This window comes from Thermodesulfitimonas autotrophica (genome assembly GCF_003815015.1).
GTDB lineage: Bacteria > Bacillota > Desulfotomaculia > Desulfotomaculales > Ammonificaceae > Thermodesulfitimonas > Thermodesulfitimonas autotrophica.
In genome coordinates, this window is sequence record NZ_RKRE01000004.1 from 1 (window position 1) to 17,662 (window position 17,662).

The window sequence follows — 17,662 nt, forward strand, 5'->3', positions numbered from 1 at the left end:
GACCTCCTACGAGAACGCTGGCCCCAGGTTCGTGAAGAACTCCTTCAGGGGACCTACCGGCCCCAGCCTGTCCGCAGGGTCGAAATCCCGAAACCCGACGGAGGCGTGCGGCTGTTAGGCATCCCCACGGTGCTGGACCGCCTCATCCAGCAGGCCCTTCTGCAAGTACTGACGCCCATCTTTGACCCAGGATTCTCCGAGCAAAGTTACGGTTTCAGACCGGGACGAAACGCCCACCAGGCGGTAAGACAGGCCCAGGAGTATATTCGGCAGGGATACAGGTACGTGGTGGACATTGACCTGGAGAAGTTCTTTGACCGGGTCAACCATGACCTTCTGATGGCCAGGGTAGCGCGCAAAGTCAAGGACAAGCGCCTGCTCAGACTCATCCGGCGCTATCTTGAAGCCGGGATAATGGTCAACGGATGCTGTATCCGGCGGGAGGAGGGCACACCGCAGGGAGGGCCGCTAAGTCCCCTTTTAGCCAACATCATCCTTGACGACCTGGACAAAGAATTAGAGCGGCGTGGGCACAAATTTGCCCGTTATGCGGACGACTGCAACATCTACGTCAAGAGCCGGAGGGCGGGTCTGCGCGTGATGGAAAGCGTCCGCCGGTTTGTAGAGGGGCGGCTCAAGCTGAGAATCAACTGGGAGAAAAGTGCTGTTGACCGGCCCTGGCGGCGGAAGTTCCTGGGGTTTTCCTTCACCTGGGACAAAGAGCCGCGCATTCGGCTGGCCCCGAAGACCGCTCAGCGGTTCAAGGATAAGATACGGCAACTGACCAAACGCAGCCGCAGCATAAGCCTGAAAGAACGCCTTGAGCAACTGAACGCTTACCTCAAGGGATGGGTAGGTTACTTCCGGCTGATAGATACCCCGAGCGTGTTCCAATCCCTGGACGAATGGATACGGCGGCGCTTGCGGATGTGTCTATTGAAGCAGTGGAAGAAACCGCGCACCAAGTGGCGCAACCTTGTTGTCCTCGGCATTCCTAAAGGGTGGGCCAGGCTGGTTGCTGGGTCACGCAAGGGCTACTGGCGGCTGGCTATCTCTCCTCAAGTAAGCAAAGCCCTTGGCCTTGCCTACTGGCGCGACCAGGGGCTTATCAGCTTAGTCGAAGGTTACCGTGAGCTTCGTTCAACCTTATGAACCGCCGTATACCGAACGGTACGTACGGTGGTGTGAGAGGACGGGGGTTAACCGCCCCCTCCTACTCGATTAGAAGGGAGGTGAGCGGCGGGATGGCGGAGAACCTAAACCTGAAGATGGAACGAAACTTCGCGCGGGACGCCCACGCATTCAGGTGCCCCACGAAACGGCAGGATGCGGAGAAGGATATGCGCCGCCTGGTGCAAGACCATCAAAAACAGCTAATCCTCGAGGCCGCCTGGTGGCGGTGGCAGGGGGATAAGAGGGAGTTCCTTATCCCCCGGGAGTTTATTCCTTTCTTACCTAAAATACACCTCGTCCGTGACGTGCTGGCTGCGGTCACCACCCTCTGGTACCAGCAAAGGCCAGAGGATCGTAAGATTTACACTACCCTGCGGGAAATCGCTCGACTGGCTGGCATACCGGTAAACCAGGAGAACCTGCGGGAGATCCAGACCGCGCTGGCCTTTCTTCGTGCGTTCACCATCGTGAACCAAGAGGTTATTACCAAGTTGGACAAGGCCGGGCGAAAAAAAGAGACCACTATGTTGACTTACGGCTTCATAAGCTATGTAGGGGTAGAGGGAATGCGGGACGGTAAGGAGGTCCCACCTAATAAAAAACGGACGATCATCTGCATCACGGAGCCCTACGCTACACTGCTAAACCTCCTTCCCCCAGCAACCATCCCTACCTGGTGGCTGGACGCGGCAAAGAAGCTGCCCCGCAGACAAGTAGCGCACGCGAAGAACTTGGTTTACCGCCTGGCTGCAGAGCGTCGCAACCCTGCTGAGTGGAAAGAGAGCACAGTAGAAGAGATATTAGACCTTCGCTCCCCTCGGACCATCGAGCGGCGACGAGCAATCCGGAGGATTTTGGACGGCCTGGCGGCGGCTGGTGTCCTGGAATACCAGATACGGGGTGGAATAGACGGGAAACCGGTTTACGTCCTCCGCACCAAACGGGGGATGTGACCCAATATCACAGCGGTATGTGACCCAATATCAACGAAAATGTGACCCAATATCAACGGTGAACGTGACCCAATATCAACGAAAACGTGACCCAATATCAACTGGAAAATTTTTCTGTACCTTGCGGCTGTAGGCTTCGATGCCCGCGGTCGCGGCTAAAGATCTAAAGGTCTTTTAAAGACCTAAAGAGAGGGGCGGCAGGGACCCGCCCCTGACGGGGCACCCTGCCGCCCCCCTTCCTGGCTTACCTGACTTACCTGGTTCCGTAACCTGGCTTTTCCTCATAAATCCGCGTGTCCCGCCCGCGTCGTTCACGGCGCGGGCTTCCCTTCCCGAAGGCCCGGGAATGATCCCGGGTCTTTTTTTAATTTAGGATACAACCTTTCGGGAAGGGAGTGGTTCATATCGCAAAAGTAGTTCCTTTGGCGGCTCCGGCGGCCGTTTTTACTAACCCGGACCTGGAGGCGCGCGTGCTCCGCGCTTTGGCTCAAGTTGGAGAGGAGGAGTTCTACCGCCTGAGCGACTATCTCTCACCCGCGTGCTTCCCGTGCCACGGTGAGGCGTTCGCCGCCCTGGCTGACGCCGTAGCCGAAGAAAAACCGGTTCCGCCAGGCGCGGTGCCGCAGGTCGACGTCCCGGCGGGCTTCGATCTTGACGCTGCGGTAGCAGAGTTGGCCGAGCTGGCCCGGAAGCGGCTGGCCGCGGAGGCGCTCGAGGCGGCGTGGCGCGACCTCCCGGCGTTGCCCGCGGATCAGGTGTTCCTGCGCGTCCAGGAGGCTTTGCAGCGCGCAGAGGAGGCGGTGCAGGGTTTGACGGCTGGCAGGCTGGTCACCCTTGCCGATGCGGAGGTTGCGGCCGAGATGGACGCCCGTGTTAGGGAGGTCGCCGATGCGGTAGCGCGGACAGGCCGGCCGGTCCCGTGGCCGCCGCTGGGGTTGCGCTCGCTGGACCGCGCGACGGGCGGCGTGCAGCCCGGCGCGTGGGTCCTCGCCGGGAGGGAGGGGACGAGCAAGACGCACTTCGCTTTGTGGCTGGCGAACCGGTTCCTGGAGGTGGAGGATACGGCGGTGGTTTACGTTACGGCGGAGGAGCCACCCTGGAGAATGCGGCTAAAGCTAATATGTATAGAGGGACGGCTGAACTGGTACGACTATGCCTCGCGGGGCACGGGCGACGTCGCTTCCCTTTCGGCCGGGAGGGCGAAGTGGGATGCAGCCAAAGGGCGGAGGTTCGCGGTGATAGAGGTAACGGAGAACACGACGATGGCGCATATCCGCGCGAAGGCCAAAGCGTTTCAGAAGCGCCTGAGTGCCCGGCACGTGATGGTGGTGATCGATTATCTCCAGGCGCTGGCCCACGTGGAGGCAGGCGCGACGCAGGAGAAGTGGCTGCAAGACGCGCTGCGGCACCGGATTGACCGGGTGAGTCGACAGGCAGTCTTGATGGCTAATAAAGAGGGATGGACAGTGATATGCGTTGCGGCGCTCAACCGCGAGGGGGACACAAGGGAATCGGGCCAGGTGAATTACGACTGCGACCTCTACCTCCAACTGGAGTGGCCGCCGGACAAGGACCCGCGGGCGCGGGAGAACGAGCAGAGCGTAAATATGAAAAAGAAAGACCTCCGTGTTCGCAAGAACCGCTACACCGGCTGGACTGGCGTTATCCGGTTAGAGGAGTGGAGGGATTTAAGTATTTTTACAGAGGAAGGCGATGCTTTAGGTTTAAAACCAGACTTTGACTTAGATAATTCACCATTCTAAAGAGAAGCCGGTGCAACCCCGGCTTCTCTTTTTTTAGGGGGGGTGATTTCGTTTTGGTTATTGTCTTCTGTGACGGTCTTTGTGAGCCCAACCCGGGGGGCGTGGCCACCTACGGCTGGCTGGCCTACCGGGATTGCGCGGAAATTATGCGCGAGCGGGTTATGGCGCGCTACGGCGTTGTCTGTTCCGGCCCGGGCGCTACGAGTAATGTAGCCGAATACACGGCGGTTATCCGGGCGCTGGAGTGGTTGATAAAGAACGGCTACGCCGGAGAAGAGATCGAGGTCCGTTCTGACAGCCAGCTTGTTGTCCGGCAACTGACTGGCCAGTATGCCGTAAACGCGCCCCTGCTGATGCCGCTTTACAGGAAAGCGCGGGAACTTGCCAGCCGGTTCGCATCTGTTCGCTTCCGCTGGGTGCCTCGAGAGGAGAACGAGACAGCTGACACTCTCTCACGGCGGGCTTACTACCGCTACACGGGCAGGGAGGCGATCAAGCGTGTTTAAAGCCGATGCCGACGAAATCCACTGTGCCCTGGGTTTATTGTTCGGCCCTGGCCCGTGGCGAGACTTCTGCGTCGAGCTGCGGGTGCCATCCACACGGATGGGCACCATCGCGGGGTACTTCTCCGACCCGGGCGAGCTGGCTGAGTGGGCCGCGAAGCTCTCCGGTGGCTTCAGGAACCGGAAAGGCGAAACGGTGAGGGTGAGTGCGGTTTACGTCACCCTCAACCCGCTCGACCCTGCCCTGCTTGCCCGGTGCGCCGGGCGGTGCCAGCCCTGGGCAAAGAATACCGCTGGTGACGCAGATGTGGTTGCCCGGCAATGGCTCGGCCTGGACTTCGACCCCGTGCGCCCGGCAGGGGTTTCCAGCTCTGACGCCGAGCATGAGGCCGCCCTGGAGAGGGCCCGGCAGGTGCGGGATTGGCTGCGGGGCCTGGGCTGGCCGGAGCCGGTCCTGGCGGATTCGGGCAACGGCGCGCACCTGCTTTACCGCGTGGACCTTCCGAACACTGCGGAAGCTACCGAACTGGTGCGCCGCACGGTCGACGCCGTGGCGGCGTTTCACTCCGGGGCCGGGGTGGAGGTGGACCGGAAGGTTTATAACGCCGCGCGGATCTGGAAGCTTTACGGTACCCTGGCGGCTAAAGGCGATAACCTCCCGGACCGGCCGCACCGGATGGCGCGGTTGATCGAGGTACCCGAGTCCCTGCAGCCGGTGCCGTGTGAAGACCTGGACCGCGTGGCGGCTATGGCGCCGCAGCCTGGGAATGGCGGCTTTCACGGCAAAGCGGGCTTCGACGTGGGCGAGTGGTTGCGGGCGCACGGCGTGGAGGTCCAGTCCGAGAAAAGCTGGAACGGCGGCAGGCTGTGGGTGCTGCGGCGGTGCCCCTGGGATCCGGAGCACGCGAACCTGAGCGCGTTCGTCTACCAAGACGCTGCGGGCCGTGTGGCGGCGAAGTGCCACCACAACTCCTGCGCCGGGAAGGGCTGGAACGACCTGCGCGACCTGATGGAACCGGGGTGGAGGAAGAAGGAAAGCGCTGTAGCCAGCGAGAGCCGCTTGCCCGGCCGCGTGGCGGTCCCGGAGGGTTGGGACCGGAAGCTCGTGGTGGTGACGATGAACGATTGGAACGCCGCGCGGGAGGCTTACGCGGCGGGGAACGCTGCGATAGTGGCGTTCCCGGACGGCAACGTGCCGCAGGAAGCCGTGAGGGTTTTACAGGACGCCGAAGAAATCCGGGCAGCGGGTAAAGATGCGGCGAGGCTATACTGGGCACTGTACCCGCTGCTGGCCGCGAAGAAAGCGGCTAAAGAGGCGGCGGCGGGCGCGGAAGCGGTGCCGACGGAACCGCCCGAACCGCAACCCGAACCGTCCGAAAAGCGCACGCGCGTACCCCTTAACCCCGCCGTGCCGGACGTGCCGTCGGGGCGGTATCCTACTGACCAATTTGATTTCGCGCTCGACGCGCTTTACTGCGAAGCGACCGGCAAGCGCCTTGAGGACCTGCCCTGGCTGCGACCGTTCGTACCGAAAAGTGGTGCGAGAGTGGAGGAAGCCGGTTCCGGTACCAAGCTCCAGGTGGTGCCCGCCGCACCGGAACCGCCAGAAAACGCGCCGCAGGTGGGGGACGCGCTCTGGGGCGACCCGGTGACGCCGGAGGAGGCCGAGCGGGTGAGGGACGCTTTTAAGCTGTCGCCTGCGGTGTTCCGGCGGAAGTGGGGGATGGGGCTCAGGGAGGTTCTGGGGGAAGGGAGGTGAGTTTGTCTTGTTGCAACAGCAGGTGTATGAGGCGCTGGAATACTATATCTTTCTTGCTACGCTTGATGGCGAACTTCCCACAAAAAAAGAAGAACTGAGCAATCTAATTAAAACCGCTTTAAACTTTGGGCTCCTTGGAAAAGAGCATTTCCAGGCTCTGGAAAGGCAACTGAAAGAATCTGAAGAGGCCGTAGAAGCTTCGTTAGACAGCGATTGTTTCGTTTATTTTTCGTGAATGAAAAGCGCCGGGCTTTGGCCCGGCTTTTTGTTTTTTAGAGGCCCCAATCATATCCGGCTGGAGGGGGTGAACTTATGTGCCGGTCGGGGTTAAAAAACTTACAGGAGGGATGGCCTTGTGCTTAAGCGTGCGTTTATTTTGTTTGCAATCGCTGCCGCGCTCACCCTGTTTTTTGCAGGCGTCGCCCAGGCTGCACCGGTTGTGACCGCAACATCGCCTACTTCAGGGACGACCTGGGTACCGGAAACTACCACCACGCTGAACCTGGTCTTTGACCAGGCGGTAACGGTGCAGAACGCGGCATACTTCAGCGTCACCGGCTATGCCTACGGCCCTATCCCAGTATCGGCTGTTGCGGTCAACGCCGCCAACCCCGCCCAGGTGGATATCACTGTGCCGGGCCTGCCCGCCGGCGACAAGATCACCGTCGCGCTGGCAGAGGGCGCGGTGGCGGACGCGGTGTACCTTACGCCGAACGCTGCTTTCAGCTACAGCTTCTACACCTCCGCAGCGGGAATCAAGGCTGGTAGCGTCGTCACGCTGACTTACGGTGCGCCGGTAGGTTACAGCACTCCGGTATACACTTACGTCTACTGGCCCGACGGCCACCAGGAGATTGCCGCTACCACGGCGACCGTGGTCGACCCAGCCGTGGCGTCCGTAACGCCGAACGGGACAGGCGCCTTCATTATCTCCGCCGCAGGGGTGGGGCAGACGGTCATAACTTACACCTACCAGACGCTCAGTTTGCAGCAGCCCGTCGTTGTGCTGGAGCCTTTGCAGGTGGTTTCCGCGGTCTATCCCGCAACAATACAGGACCCGCTGGTGGTCACGTTCAACAAAGCCGCAAAAGTCATAGGCGCGCCGATCACCGCCTCGGGTCCTGCGGTCTTTAAAGTTAAGGCCGAACAGGACGCTGCGAACCCTGCCGTTTGGCGCGTCTATCCCATCGTCCCCGACGAATCCTGGCGGTACGGGGGCTCCCCCTCGTCCTGGCCCGCGGGGTCGGTGAGCTTCACCACCTCATACTACTGGTTCCAGGGGACGGACGGCGCGGCCGCGGTTCCGTCCACGCTCAGCTTCACGGTTCCGGCGCAGGAGCCGACGCTGCTTTCACCCGGAGAGACCATGTTCGCTTCCGGGTCGGATTGCGTCAGTGACGCCCAATCTATTCCAATAGGCTACGGTCACGGTCCCATCGCGCCGCGGTTCTCTGTGCCGGTGGCTGTGGCGGATCCGTCGCTGGTGACGGTGGAAGTAAAGACGCCGTTCGGGGTTAAGAGCTACAGTTTGGGCGGGCTGCCTTGCACCGTGCGCTATGACGAAATCGACCTCTGGGGCGGTGTTTCTACCGCTGTCTACCACCTCCAGGACGTGCTCGGCCCGGGCCTGACCGGCACGGTGACCGTGACGTTCGCTCCAGGGGCAGTGCAGCACTGGGGGGCAGCCTTGGGGACCGGATTAAACACTCAATCCCTCACCTGGACCGCCGAGATCAACCCGGTGAGTGCCTTCGCCGTGGTGCCCGGTTCACCGGTTGTCGAGGCGGAGCATAAGGCGCCGGACCCGACCGCGGAGCGGAAATGGTTTCACGACACCGGCAGCAGGTATCTCGGCTTCGGCGTAGCGAAGTCTGTCGATACGCTTTACATCGCCCACGGCAACGTTGCCGGGGCGGTCGGTGAAGGTCTGGAAGCCGTCGACACCGCTACGGGGACGCGCAAGTGGCAGGTTGTAGGCAATTACACCGCGCCCGCAGTCAACCCGACCGACGGCTCCGTTGCGGCGGCCAAGGCGGACGCGATCAGCGCGTCCCTCGACTGCTTCAACCCTGACGGGACGCTTCACTGGAGCGCGGGCCTGGGATCTGCTGCGATCTCGCCCCCGGCGTTCCTGGCTGACGGCACGGTTGTCGTGGCCGAGGCGGATATGAGCAACGTTTCCCTGCTGCGGTACGACGGCAAAACCGGCGCGTTGCTCGGCGCCACCACGCTGACCAACTTACTGCTGGGTATCGGGAACGGGATAACGCCCGCGTCGCTTTACTACGCCTACGGTAATACAGGCGTGGCGACCCCACCGACCGTTGCCGTTCACGGCGACCGGGTGACCGTGGGGCTGCTCAGCGCAGTAATCGACCTGCCCGCGCCTGCGGGGGAGGCCGACGCCCTCTCGGTGGCGGGTGTCGCTTATCGCGGCTACGCCTATGGCGGCATATACTCTCCTACCTGGCAGAAGCCTGTCGTCATTGCCGGTGACGCCGCCGGATCGGTTGCCGCGGCGGTGGACTCCACCGGCGCTTACCACCTGGTAGCGTTCGGCGGCACCGGTTCCGTGCTGTGGGAGACTGCGCCCGATCCCGCCGCCGTCGGCACCCTGAGCAGGCCGGTGCTCGGCAACACCTGGGTCGCGCTGGGGCCGGTGATTTACCTGCGGTCTACCGGCGACCTGGTTGGGGTTGCGCCGAGCGACGTCGTGTCGGCCACGGCGGACGATAAATTCGTGCTGGCGTCCGATTGCCCTGTGGCGCCGGTGCGGCTGACCTACACCCCGTCGGTGTTCTACGGCTCGTGGTACTACGTGACCAGCGATAACATCGTCAAATACGATCTGCCTGCGCCGGTCGCCTCCCCGCCGCCTTCGCCTCCTGCGCCCTCTTCCGGTGGCGGTTCGGGCGGCAGCCCCAATGCCGAAGCCCCGCCCCCGGTCGAGAACCTGCCGGAGAGCGTGTTCATCGCGCGCTGGCCGGGGCATATGCCCCTGGTGGCGGAAGCGGTGAAGACCGGCTATGCGCCTGCGGGAGAAAAAGCTGAAGGGAAAGAATTTACCGTTGACATCACCCGGGGCGACCGCCTGGCCGAGGCGAAAGAGAAGGGCCTGACGCCGAGGGTCTACTACTGGAACGAACGCTATGGCAAATGGGTGGCACTGGCCAGTTACCCGCAGCCGGACGGCAAGACGGTCAAGGTAGTCAACGACGGCGGCTACTCCGGCTGGGTGGCGGTGTTTGCGGTGCGGCAGCCGCGCTTCACTGACGTGGCCGGGCACTGGGCCGAACCGGGGATCAACCGGATGAACGGCCTGGCGCTGGTGGAGGGCTACCCGAACCCGAAGGACCCCGCCAGCCTGGAGCGGCCCTGCGGTCCGGACAGGGAGATCACCAGGGCCGAGTTCGTCGCCGTCCTGACCCGCGCTTTAGGCGTCCTGCCGGAGGGCGAACAGAAAGTGTACCAGGTGCTTCTGACGCCTACGCCGGAGGAGCAGGAGCGCGTCTTGTCCGGGGTAAAGAACGTCCCTGCCTGGGCGCGGACGAACGTGGCGGCAGCCCTGGCGAGCGGGCTTGCTTCAGGCCGTGCGCCGGGCGACTTCGCCGGTAACGAGCCGATAACCCGGATCGAGGCCGCGGCGATGGTGAGCAACGCGCTGAAGAAGATCGGCGCGAAGCCCGCCGACCTGTCGGCTTTCCGGGACGCGAGGGACGTGCCGGACTGGGCCAAGGCTGTGGTCGCCGACGGCGTTGTGTCCGGCTACCCGGACGGCAGCTTAAAACCGAACGCGCACATCACCCGCGCGGAAGCGTTGACAGTGCTGCTGCGGTTGCTGCGGGAACTGGGATGGTAAAAGTGAAGAGGCCCTGGAGTAATCCGGGGCCTCTTTTTTTTGAGAACAACAAAACAAACACAAGGAGCGTGGTTTCTATGCGGCAGTTCCTCTTCGTGCTCGCGGTTGTTGTTGCGTTGACGGCGGCGGCTGCTTCTTTCGCTTTTGCTTCCGGGGAACCGGCAGGCGGCTTCCCCGGCCTGCCGGAGGTCAAGGCCGCCGGGTTTCAGCCGGGCGTTCCGTCCGTATGGCTCTTGGTTTATCAGGGAGGCGAAAGCTTTCTGGTTGCGGAAACCCTGAGCCGCCCGCCGGAGTTGCGGAACGGCAGGCTTTTCGTCCCGCTGGACGCTGTTTGCATTGCGTTGGACGCGGCGGACTGGTTCGACTTCGACAACAGCGAGGTAGTGGTTTGCTCCAACCCAGAGATCCGGGTGAAGGTGTCCCCTGCCGAGCTGGACCAGGCGGCCAACGGCGGCCCGCTGCCTCTGGTGCCGCTGCGGGAGACCTTTGAGAAGCAGGGTTGGACGGTTGAGTGGCGGGACGGGATCGCGGTCGTTTCTGCGCCAAACCCTTCGGGTTCGGATGCTTCGCCGCCAAAAACCGACGCTTAATTGGGGGTGATACCTTGAACACGCAGGAAGTAATCAAGGACCTTAGCAAGCGGATGGACGCTTACAAGAAAGACGTGCGCGAGCTCATCCTGGAGCACTTTCGCGCCTGCCTGCTGGACGCCGCCAGGCGGGGCGAGAAGGTCCGCCTGGCCGGGATTGGGACATTTCACCCGCGCCGTTCGCGGCGTGGTCGGGAGCCGAGGGACGGAACGCGGAAGCTGACGGTCAAGTTCAAGCCCGCGGTCGGCTTTTTGAGAGAACTAAACGAATCGAAGGGAGATGACGGCGGTGAGCGTTAGCGTGCTCGAAAAACCTGCGCTTGCAACCCAAACTAGCCCGGCCCGGCGCGCGGTCGCCGCGGATATTGGCTACGGCTACACCAAGGCCGTCTCCACCAGCGGCAAGCGTGCCTGCTTCCCGAGCGTGGTCGCGCCCGCGGTCGAGGACCCGCTGGCCGGGGCGTTGTCCAACGGCCCTGGGCACCGGGTGCGGGTGCGTTACCTGAACGGCGAGGCGGAGGAGAAGCTGGTCGGCGAGGCGGCCCTGCGGTCTCTGGCGGCGGTGGCGACTCTCTCCCGGCAGAAGCCGGAGGGGATGCACGACCTGCTGGTGCTGACGGCGGCCTACCTGGTAGGTGTCGGGGGCGCTGGAGCTTTTCCGGGCCAGGCCGACCTCGCGGTAGGCCTGCCGCTGGCCTACTACCGGTCGCAGAAGAACGCTTTGGCGGCGCGGCTGAAGACACTGGCGGCGTGGGTGTTGGTTGACGGCGGCGAAGAGCGTTACATCAGCTTCAACCGCGTGCTGGTTTTGCCCCAGGGGGCAGGAGCGGTCGCGGCCTGCCCGGAGCTCCTGCCCGGAGAGGGGCTTGTCGGCGTGGTGGATGTCGGACAATACACGACCGACTACCTGCTGCTGGAGGTCCAGGACGGCAGGCCGGTGCCGGTCCTTGACTGCTGCGGCGGCGCGGAGGTCGGCGTCCACCTGGTTCACCGGGCTGTGGCGGCGGAGTTCCAGGCCCAGACCGGCGCGCCTCTCCCGGTGGAAATGCGGGAGGGGGCGGTGAAGGCCCGCCGGATAACGTTCAACGGCCGGACGGTCGACCTTTTCGCGGCGGTCGAGAGGGCGCTTTCCGACGCGGCGCAGGCGGTAAGCCAGCGGGTCATAGGGGCGTGGGGCAACCGGGCCGGGTTCGTAAAAACCGTGATCCTGTGCGGCGGCGGAGTTTTACTTCTTAAGGAGCGCCTCGAAGCGTGCCTGCCGGGCGTGGTGGTGCCGGAAGAGCCGGTCTACGCGAACGCGGTCGGTTTTTTGAAGGCGCTTGCCGGAAGCTGAAAAGCGTTGGCGCAGTAAGCGCGGAAGGTGATTTCGCTGCTGTCGAACCGGAAGGTGGTGGTGCTGTTGGCAGGGAAGAAGAAAAACTTCCGACAGGGAGACGCCGAAAAAGCCTCCAAACCCTCGCGCCGTCTGGAAATCCGGCTTCCGGCAGACCACTTCATTTTTGAGGTGAAGGAGGGTTCCCGGTCGAAGGTAGCAGTGGAGCTCTTGGACTTAGCGAAGCGGTTGGAGCGGATTGAGGAGCGGCTTGCGGCCCTGGAATCGGCAGGGATCCGGTCTCCGGGGCCGAAAGATAGCGAAAAGAAGGGGTTCGACGCGGCGGGGTTTTTCGCCGCTTTCGATTAACGGGGAAAGGGGGTGAGTCCGCTTGACCAAGACCGACTTTGTTTCCCTTGTGGCCGAGAAGTCCGGCCTGACGAAGAAGGACGCGGCCCGCGCGGTTGACGCCTTCTGCGAGGCCGTCAAAGAGGCCGCTGCGAAGGGCGAAAAGGTCGTCCTGCCCGGCTTCGGGGCCTTCGCGGTCGTAACCACAAAGGAGCGTAAGGGCCGCGACCTGCGCACCGGGGAAGAGATCGTCATCCCGGCGAAGAGGGCCGTGCGGTTCCGTGTGGGCAAACTGCTGAAGGAAGCGGTGAAGTAGCTTGCACTCCCCGGTTATTCGAGTTATAATAAACACCGGGAAACATACCCGGCTCGGGGGTTAATACCGAGACTCCTCCCAACAGGCGTGAAAGGGAGGACAAGCGCGCCGTGAAACTCTCGAAGGCTTTCGGCCTTTTCGGGACCTGCGGCGCGCTTTCGTTTTACGGGAGGCAAAAAAAGAAAGAACCGGAAGACGTTCGCGGCGCGCTTCCGGCCTCCCAAGAAAGATAAGGAGGTGAATTGAGAGATGTTTCCCTACTGCGATTATACCACAACCGTAATCCACGGTCTAACCTTTGTGGCGGCCGGGCTTTTCGGGTTGGCGGTTGTCCGGGTGACGCTTCAGGCCGCGTTCGCTTCCGCCTGCGGTCGGGTCGCCGGGGCGATGATAGCCGATATGGTTTTGTTCTGCGCGCTGGTTATACTGGCATGCAACACTTTGGCTGGCACGGGTTTTTTGGCTGCACAGGTGCAAGACGCGATTAACCAGCTCACCGCGCCGGTGCAAGAGGTAATGCAGGTGCTGAACAACCCGGGCTTCTAGTCGGGGCACTGGGAGAAAATAGGGTCAAAGGGGCGTTCCTTGCGATGGGCGAGGTAATTAACTTGTACGTCAAGCGTCTAGAAAAGGAATGGTTGCAGCTATGGGGTACCGGGGAAAACACAAAAAAGGCTCCAAAGGAGCCTGCAAGCGAAGAAGATATAACAGGGGTGGCGCGGCTAATCGCTTACTGCCAGGAAATAGCACCGGAGGTGGTGATGCAGGATAAAAACATCCCCGACGAAGGCAAGCGACGGGAGATACTTGAGGAGATGCTTGAGATCTTAAATCAATTAGCAAAAGAATATTCTTCGCGATGAGCTAAAAAGGGATCGGAAGACGGTACCCGATCTTTTCGCCTCCTCCCGTCGGCGCGCAAGCGCCCTCCTAACCTTTAGGTTAGCGGGGGTGCAGGTTTGACCTTCCCTGACCTACACGCTCCCGTTCCCGGCGGTGCGCGGCTTCTGGATTCGGGGTGTGCTTCCGCTAATAAGGAACGCGCCCGTGGCTGCGTAGCAGGCCGGTTGGAAGATTTGGATATTCCCGGGGTCAAATTTTTTGACCCCAATTTTTTCGTTTTTATAAGGAGGTGGTCGCTTTGAGGAAGACCGAGCGGCTGAGCGTCACGCTGCCCGCCGAGACGGCGGAGAGGATCAAAACCGAGGCGGCGCGGCGGCACGTCAGCGTGTCTTCCCTGGTCGCGCTGGCGGTCGAGAGGCTTACGTGCGACCTGGAGGCGGCGGAGTTCGCCCGCCGGGCGGAGGTCTTCGCCCGGGCGTGCCTTTTGGCGGCGCTGCGCGACCTGGAACCGGAGGCCAGGGTGGAGGAGGCGCGGCGGCTTCTTGCGGAGGCGACCGCGCAGATCAAGCGGATGGAGGAGAAGCGGAGATGAGGGTCAAGGTGTTGGCCGTGGTCAGCGAGGAAAGTGCGGTGAGGCTGCTGACGTCCTTCCGGCGGCTGATGGACGCCCGGAGCGACTGGCCCTGCCTGAGGCCCACCGAGTTCTTCACGGAGGGCACCTATCCCGCGGCAAAGTGGCAGGTGAAGCTCTACTGCCTGGTGCTCCAGCCCGCCAGAGGGGCCTGGCGCCTGCGCCCGGAGGACCTGGTACTTAAATCCGCGCGGCTCCTGGAAGAGAGGCGCGGCGTGGTTCTGGACTGGGCGGCCGGGTTCAGGAAGAGCGGCGTGGCGTGGCTCTTCCTGAAGCCCTGGGCTTGCGACCGGGAAACCGGGAAGAGGGTCTGGTTCCGGCCTTCGCCGGAGGACCTGCAAACACTGAGAGAGATGGTCCCAAAAATAAAGCCGGGTCGCGTGCTCGGCGGGGAAAGGGGGCGACGGCGGTGATAGTGGCACCGGTGGAAAATACTCACGCTTCGCCGGTCGCGGCGGGGGCAGTCACGGCTATCGTCGTTGGCGCGGCCCTGGCGCTCTTCCTCCCGCGACTGGGGTGGAAGCTCGTGCTCTGGGCGGTTGGTGCCCTGGCGGCGATCGCTTTTTTGAAGGCGCTATTTTAAGGACACCAGGGAAAGGAGTGGCGGTCTGTGAACCTTTTTAAATCTTTCGAATTCTCTGTGGTGACGTGGATCACGAAGCTCTGGCTGGTGCTGCTGGCCGTCGGGGTGCTGGTGGGTGCGTGCTGGTGGCTCGTCAGCAGTTACCCGGTGCTGGTGTGCCTAGCGCTGGGGTGCGCGGCGGCGTCTCTTTTCACCCGCAGGTGGTACCTGATACTGTTGGGGGCGGCCGCCGGCGGCGCGCTGGTGGGTGCCCCTGCCGCGCTGGTGGGGGCCCCCGTGGACTGGCGGCTCTGGCTCACCCTGCAGCCGCTCGCGGGATGGGACCTCTACGCGCGCTATGGTCTTTATACCGGGGCCTGCGCCGGGCTGCTCTTCGCGCTCGCAGGCCGGGGCGGGGTGCATGACGAGAGGCACGTCCACGGTCTGAAGGTGGCTACGGGCCACCCGGAGGCGGGGACGAGCCGTTGGGCCGGGTTCGCGGACGTGACCCACGTCTGCGAGTTCGGCCCTCCGGCCCCTCGCAAAGGGGGCACCGTCCTGGGCAAGATGCGCGGGCAGGTGGTTCGGGCGGTTCTCGACAGGTGCAGGCCGCCCCTTCCGGCCCACGCCCTGGTGGTCGCGGGCACGGGCGCGGGCAAGACCTTCTCCTTCGTCATCCCGAACGCGGTCGCGGCGGCGATGGAAGGTGAGTCCCTGGTGCTCACCGACCCGAAAGGGGAGCTGGCATGCCTGCTGGCCCCGTGGCTGAGGGAGAAGGGCTACGAGGTGTACCTGTTCAACCTGGCGTACCCGCAGTGGAGCTCCTGCTGGAACCCGGTCTTAGAGTGCAGGGATGACGAAGAGATAACCGCGTTCGCGACCGCGATAGTGCAGAACGCGGCGAAGGACAAGAGCGGCTACTTCGTGATGAAGGAGATACAACTGCTCAAGGCGCTGGTCTATTTGCTCCAGGCCGACTTCCCGGAGGAGCAGGCGCACCTGAGGAGCGCGCTGTCGCTCTTGTCCTGGCCGCTGGAGGCCTTGGACGCGCGCTTCGAGGCGGCCTACCGGGCGGGGAGGCTCCCGCAGTCCGGCTACGAGGAGTGGCGCGGCGCGGTGAGCTCTAACTACGAAAACGCTGTGTCGGGCCTGAGCGCAAAACTTAACGTGATCCGTTCGGAGGGCGTGGCGAAGCTGCTGAGCAGGCAGGAGATCGACCTGAGCGCTATCGGCAGGGAGAAGGCGGCGCTGTTCTGTGTCCTGCCGGTCAACGCGGCGCACCTGAAGCCGGTGCTGGCGACCTTTTACTACTTCTTCTTCCGGCGTCTTTACGGCCTGGCGGCGGAGAGCGGCGGGAGGCTTCCCAACCCGACCCGGTTTCTCCTGGACGAGTTCGCGAATGTGGGGCAGGTGCCCGGCTTCGTGGAGGTCATCTCCACGGCCCGGTCGCTCGGGATCAAGATACAGTTCGTCCTGCAGGGGCTGAAGCAGCTGCAGGACGTCTACGGGGATGCGGAAAAAGAGGCGATCCTCTCCAACTGCCCGATCCAGCTCTTCCTCGGGGGCGACGACGCCACCACCACGCGCTACTTCTCCTCCCGGCTCGGCGAAGCGGCGGTCTACGCCCAGGCGGAGCGAAAAGACGCCACGCTGCCGGGGCAGAAACACTTCACCCTGGCTCGCAGGACCGAGGGGGTGAAGCGCCGGGCACTGATGGAGCCGGAGGAGCTCTCCCGGATGGATCCGATGGCGGCGGTCGCCCTCATCAGGTGGTGCCTGCCGCTGTATCTCGAAAAGCTCGGCTGGACGGAGCTGCCGCAGGCGAAGGAGATCCAAACCCTGGCTGCCCGGACGCTGGCCGATGTCTGCCCCGAGCGGGGAGATATAAAGGTGGAGCTCCCGGAGGTGCCGGAAGCGCAGGAAGAACCGGAAAGGCCCCGGCGCAGCCGGGACTCCGAGCGCGGCGGCGGGAGGAGGCCGCCCGAGCCGGATGAAGACGTCGAAGATGTGGTCGAGAGGTTCGGCATCTAAGAAGAAGCCCCGGGAAGCACCCCGGGGCTTTCTGTTTTTTAAGGAGGTGTTTGCCGTGATGGGTTTCGACGGGATCCGTCCGGGCGACCGCGTGACCGTGAGTTGGCCCGGAGGGGCGAAGCCCGCCGAGGGCTATTGCTCCGGGGGCGTGGTGGTGCAGATGACGGAGAGGCTGGTCGCGATCCGTGCTCCCGAAGGCTACTGCTTCTGCGTCACGAAAAACCAGGTCGCGGCGGGCGCGAGTCTTTTTGCCGTTAAGAAAGGAGGTGGAGGACGGTGAGAGTGCTGGTGTCGCTTGTCGAGAGGGCCGCCCTCCTGGTGGCGAGGGCGCTGTGGTGGGAGGAAACGCGCCTCCGCGGGCTCGGTCTGCCGTTCGCCGAGCGCGTGGCGGACGTGGCGACCGCGAGGCGGAGGAAACTTCAGGCTGCGCTTGCGGATTTTCGCGAGGCGGTTGAGTCTTTGCAGAGGAGGTGATCTTGAGGATGACCGGGCACGCGCACGCGGCGGCGGGGGGCTTCTTCGGCGCCCTGGCCGGGAAAGCCTTCGGCGACCCGCTTGCCGGAGCGGTCATAGGCGCCCTGGCGGGCCTGCTGCCGGATATCGACCACCCGGGGAGCACTGTGGGGAGGAAGGCGCCTCTAATAGCGGCCGTTTTGAGCGGTCTCTTCGGGCACCGGACGGTGACCCACACGGTCTGGTTCTGCCTGGTAGCGTCGCTGGGCCTGGCCTTCGCCGGCGCCCTGCTGGGGGTTTACGCTGTTACCTACGTTTCGTGGCCTGGCCTCCCCGTCTTGTTCGCGGCCTCTCTCGCGGGCGGGCTCTCGCACCTGGCGCTTGACGCCTGCACCCGCTCCGGCGTGGAGCCGTTCGCTCCGCTGGTCCTGCCGGGGAGCCTGGCGCGGCTGAACCACATCGCGGGGCCGCTCAAGACGGGAGATCCCCTGACGGAGCTCCCGGCTGCGCTCTTCTTTGTTTTGGGGGCGTTGCGGATAGGAGGAGTGCTTTAATTTTCACCGAGAG

General features: G+C 63.3%; 21 protein-coding genes. All 21 read left to right on the top strand.

Annotation, left to right across the window (positions count from 1 at the left end; translation table 11 throughout):
• A partial coding sequence (gene ltrA, locus EDD75_RS10850) for a group II intron reverse transcriptase/maturase (protein WP_123932041.1) occupies positions 1–1,152 on the top strand: 1,152 nt, incomplete at its 5' end.
• A gap of 92 nt (positions 1,153–1,244) precedes the next feature.
• Positions 1,245–2,126 (top strand): hypothetical protein, encoded by an 882-nt coding sequence (locus tag EDD75_RS10855; RefSeq protein ID WP_123932043.1) that lies wholly within the window; start codon positions 1,245–1,247, stop codon positions 2,124–2,126.
• A gap of 395 nt (positions 2,127–2,521) precedes the next feature.
• The gene (locus EDD75_RS10860; protein ID WP_123932045.1) at positions 2,522–3,889 is read left to right on the top strand and encodes a DnaB-like helicase C-terminal domain-containing protein; all 1,368 of its coding nucleotides are present in this window, start codon (positions 2,522–2,524) and stop codon (positions 3,887–3,889) included.
• 53 nt (positions 3,890–3,942) lie between these two features.
• Positions 3,943–4,395: a ribonuclease HI gene (gene rnhA, locus EDD75_RS10865; protein ID WP_170157814.1), complete on the top strand. Its 453-nt coding sequence runs from the start codon at positions 3,943–3,945 to the stop codon at positions 4,393–4,395.
• Positions 4,388–6,151 (top strand): hypothetical protein, encoded by a 1,764-nt coding sequence (locus tag EDD75_RS10870; protein WP_123932049.1) that lies wholly within the window; start codon positions 4,388–4,390, stop codon positions 6,149–6,151. The genes rnhA and EDD75_RS10870 overlap by 8 nt, the downstream gene beginning before the upstream one ends.
• A gap of 7 nt (positions 6,152–6,158) precedes the next feature.
• Positions 6,159–6,386, top strand: a complete 228-nt coding sequence (locus tag EDD75_RS10875) for a hypothetical protein (RefSeq protein ID WP_123932051.1) — start codon at positions 6,159–6,161, stop codon at positions 6,384–6,386.
• 120 nt (positions 6,387–6,506) lie between these two features.
• On the top strand, positions 6,507–10,010 hold the full coding sequence (locus EDD75_RS10880) for an S-layer homology domain-containing protein (RefSeq protein WP_123932053.1): 3,504 nt from the start codon (positions 6,507–6,509) through the stop codon (positions 10,008–10,010).
• Positions 10,011–10,087: 77 nt separating this feature from the next.
• Complete coding sequence (locus tag EDD75_RS10885) at positions 10,088–10,600, top strand: hypothetical protein (RefSeq protein WP_123932055.1); 513 nt, start codon at positions 10,088–10,090, stop codon at positions 10,598–10,600.
• A 14-nt stretch (positions 10,601–10,614) separates the two neighbouring features.
• Positions 10,615–10,899 carry an HU family DNA-binding protein gene (locus tag EDD75_RS10890; RefSeq protein WP_123932057.1) on the top strand — a complete coding sequence of 95 codons (285 nt, stop codon included), beginning with the start codon at positions 10,615–10,617 and terminating at the stop codon, positions 10,897–10,899.
• Entirely contained in the window at positions 10,889–11,932 is a 1,044-nt protein-coding gene (locus EDD75_RS10895; protein ID WP_245963174.1) for a ParM/StbA family protein, read from the top strand. Before EDD75_RS10890 ends, EDD75_RS10895 begins: the two co-directional genes overlap by 11 nt.
• A 27-nt stretch (positions 11,933–11,959) precedes the next feature.
• Entirely contained in the window at positions 11,960–12,280 is a 321-nt protein-coding gene (locus EDD75_RS10900; RefSeq protein WP_123932059.1) for a hypothetical protein, read from the top strand.
• Between the two features lie 22 nt (positions 12,281–12,302).
• On the top strand, positions 12,303–12,575 hold the full coding sequence (locus EDD75_RS10905) for an HU family DNA-binding protein (protein WP_123932061.1): 273 nt from the start codon (positions 12,303–12,305) through the stop codon (positions 12,573–12,575).
• A 249-nt stretch (positions 12,576–12,824) separates the two neighbouring features.
• Positions 12,825–13,121, top strand: coding sequence for a hypothetical protein (locus EDD75_RS10910; RefSeq protein WP_123932063.1), 297 nt, complete (start codon positions 12,825–12,827; stop codon positions 13,119–13,121).
• A 44-nt stretch (positions 13,122–13,165) separates the two neighbouring features.
• The gene (locus tag EDD75_RS10915; RefSeq protein ID WP_123932065.1) at positions 13,166–13,438 is read left to right on the top strand and encodes a hypothetical protein; all 273 of its coding nucleotides are present in this window, start codon (positions 13,166–13,168) and stop codon (positions 13,436–13,438) included.
• Positions 13,439–13,716: 278 nt separating this feature from the next.
• Positions 13,717–14,010, top strand: a complete 294-nt coding sequence (locus EDD75_RS10920) for a ribbon-helix-helix domain-containing protein (RefSeq protein WP_170157816.1) — start codon at positions 13,717–13,719, stop codon at positions 14,008–14,010.
• Positions 14,007–14,462, top strand: coding sequence for a hypothetical protein (locus tag EDD75_RS11245; protein ID WP_170157817.1), 456 nt, complete (start codon positions 14,007–14,009; stop codon positions 14,460–14,462). The genes EDD75_RS10920 and EDD75_RS11245 overlap by 4 nt, the downstream gene beginning before the upstream one ends.
• Positions 14,463–14,464: 2 nt before the next feature.
• Positions 14,465–14,632: a hypothetical protein gene (locus EDD75_RS11250; RefSeq protein ID WP_170157818.1), complete on the top strand. Its 168-nt coding sequence runs from the start codon at positions 14,465–14,467 to the stop codon at positions 14,630–14,632.
• A gap of 27 nt (positions 14,633–14,659) precedes the next feature.
• Entirely contained in the window at positions 14,660–16,642 is a 1,983-nt protein-coding gene (locus EDD75_RS10925; RefSeq protein ID WP_211328205.1) for a VirD4-like conjugal transfer protein, CD1115 family, read from the top strand.
• Positions 16,643–16,697: 55 nt separating this feature from the next.
• A complete protein-coding gene (locus tag EDD75_RS10930; RefSeq protein ID WP_123932069.1) occupies positions 16,698–16,922 on the top strand; it encodes a hypothetical protein in 225 nt (74 codons plus the stop codon).
• Entirely contained in the window at positions 16,919–17,116 is a 198-nt protein-coding gene (locus EDD75_RS10935; protein ID WP_123932072.1) for a hypothetical protein, read from the top strand. Before EDD75_RS10930 ends, EDD75_RS10935 begins: the two co-directional genes overlap by 4 nt.
• Positions 17,117–17,124: 8 nt before the next feature.
• Positions 17,125–17,649, top strand: coding sequence for a metal-dependent hydrolase (locus EDD75_RS10940; RefSeq protein ID WP_123932074.1), 525 nt, complete (start codon positions 17,125–17,127; stop codon positions 17,647–17,649).
• The last annotated feature ends 13 nt before the right edge of the window (positions 17,650–17,662 follow it).

Bases quoted from the DNA above. Each gene is read 5' to 3' on its own strand.
- EDD75_RS10855 (WP_123932043.1), top strand. From the start codon at position 1,245: ATGGCGGAGAACCTAAACCTGAAGATGGAACGAAACTTCGCGCGGGAC.
- EDD75_RS10885 (WP_123932055.1), top strand. From the start codon at position 10,088: ATGCGGCAGTTCCTCTTCGTGCTCGCGGTTGTTGTTGCGTTGACGGCG.
- EDD75_RS10910 (WP_123932063.1), top strand. From the start codon at position 12,825: ATGTTTCCCTACTGCGATTATACCACAACCGTAATCCACGGTCTAACC.
- EDD75_RS10915 (WP_123932065.1), top strand. From the start codon at position 13,166: ATGGGCGAGGTAATTAACTTGTACGTCAAGCGTCTAGAAAAGGAATGG.
- EDD75_RS11245 (WP_170157817.1), top strand. From the start codon at position 14,007: ATGAGGGTCAAGGTGTTGGCCGTGGTCAGCGAGGAAAGTGCGGTGAGG.
- EDD75_RS10940 (WP_123932074.1), top strand. From the start codon at position 17,125: ATGACCGGGCACGCGCACGCGGCGGCGGGGGGCTTCTTCGGCGCCCTG.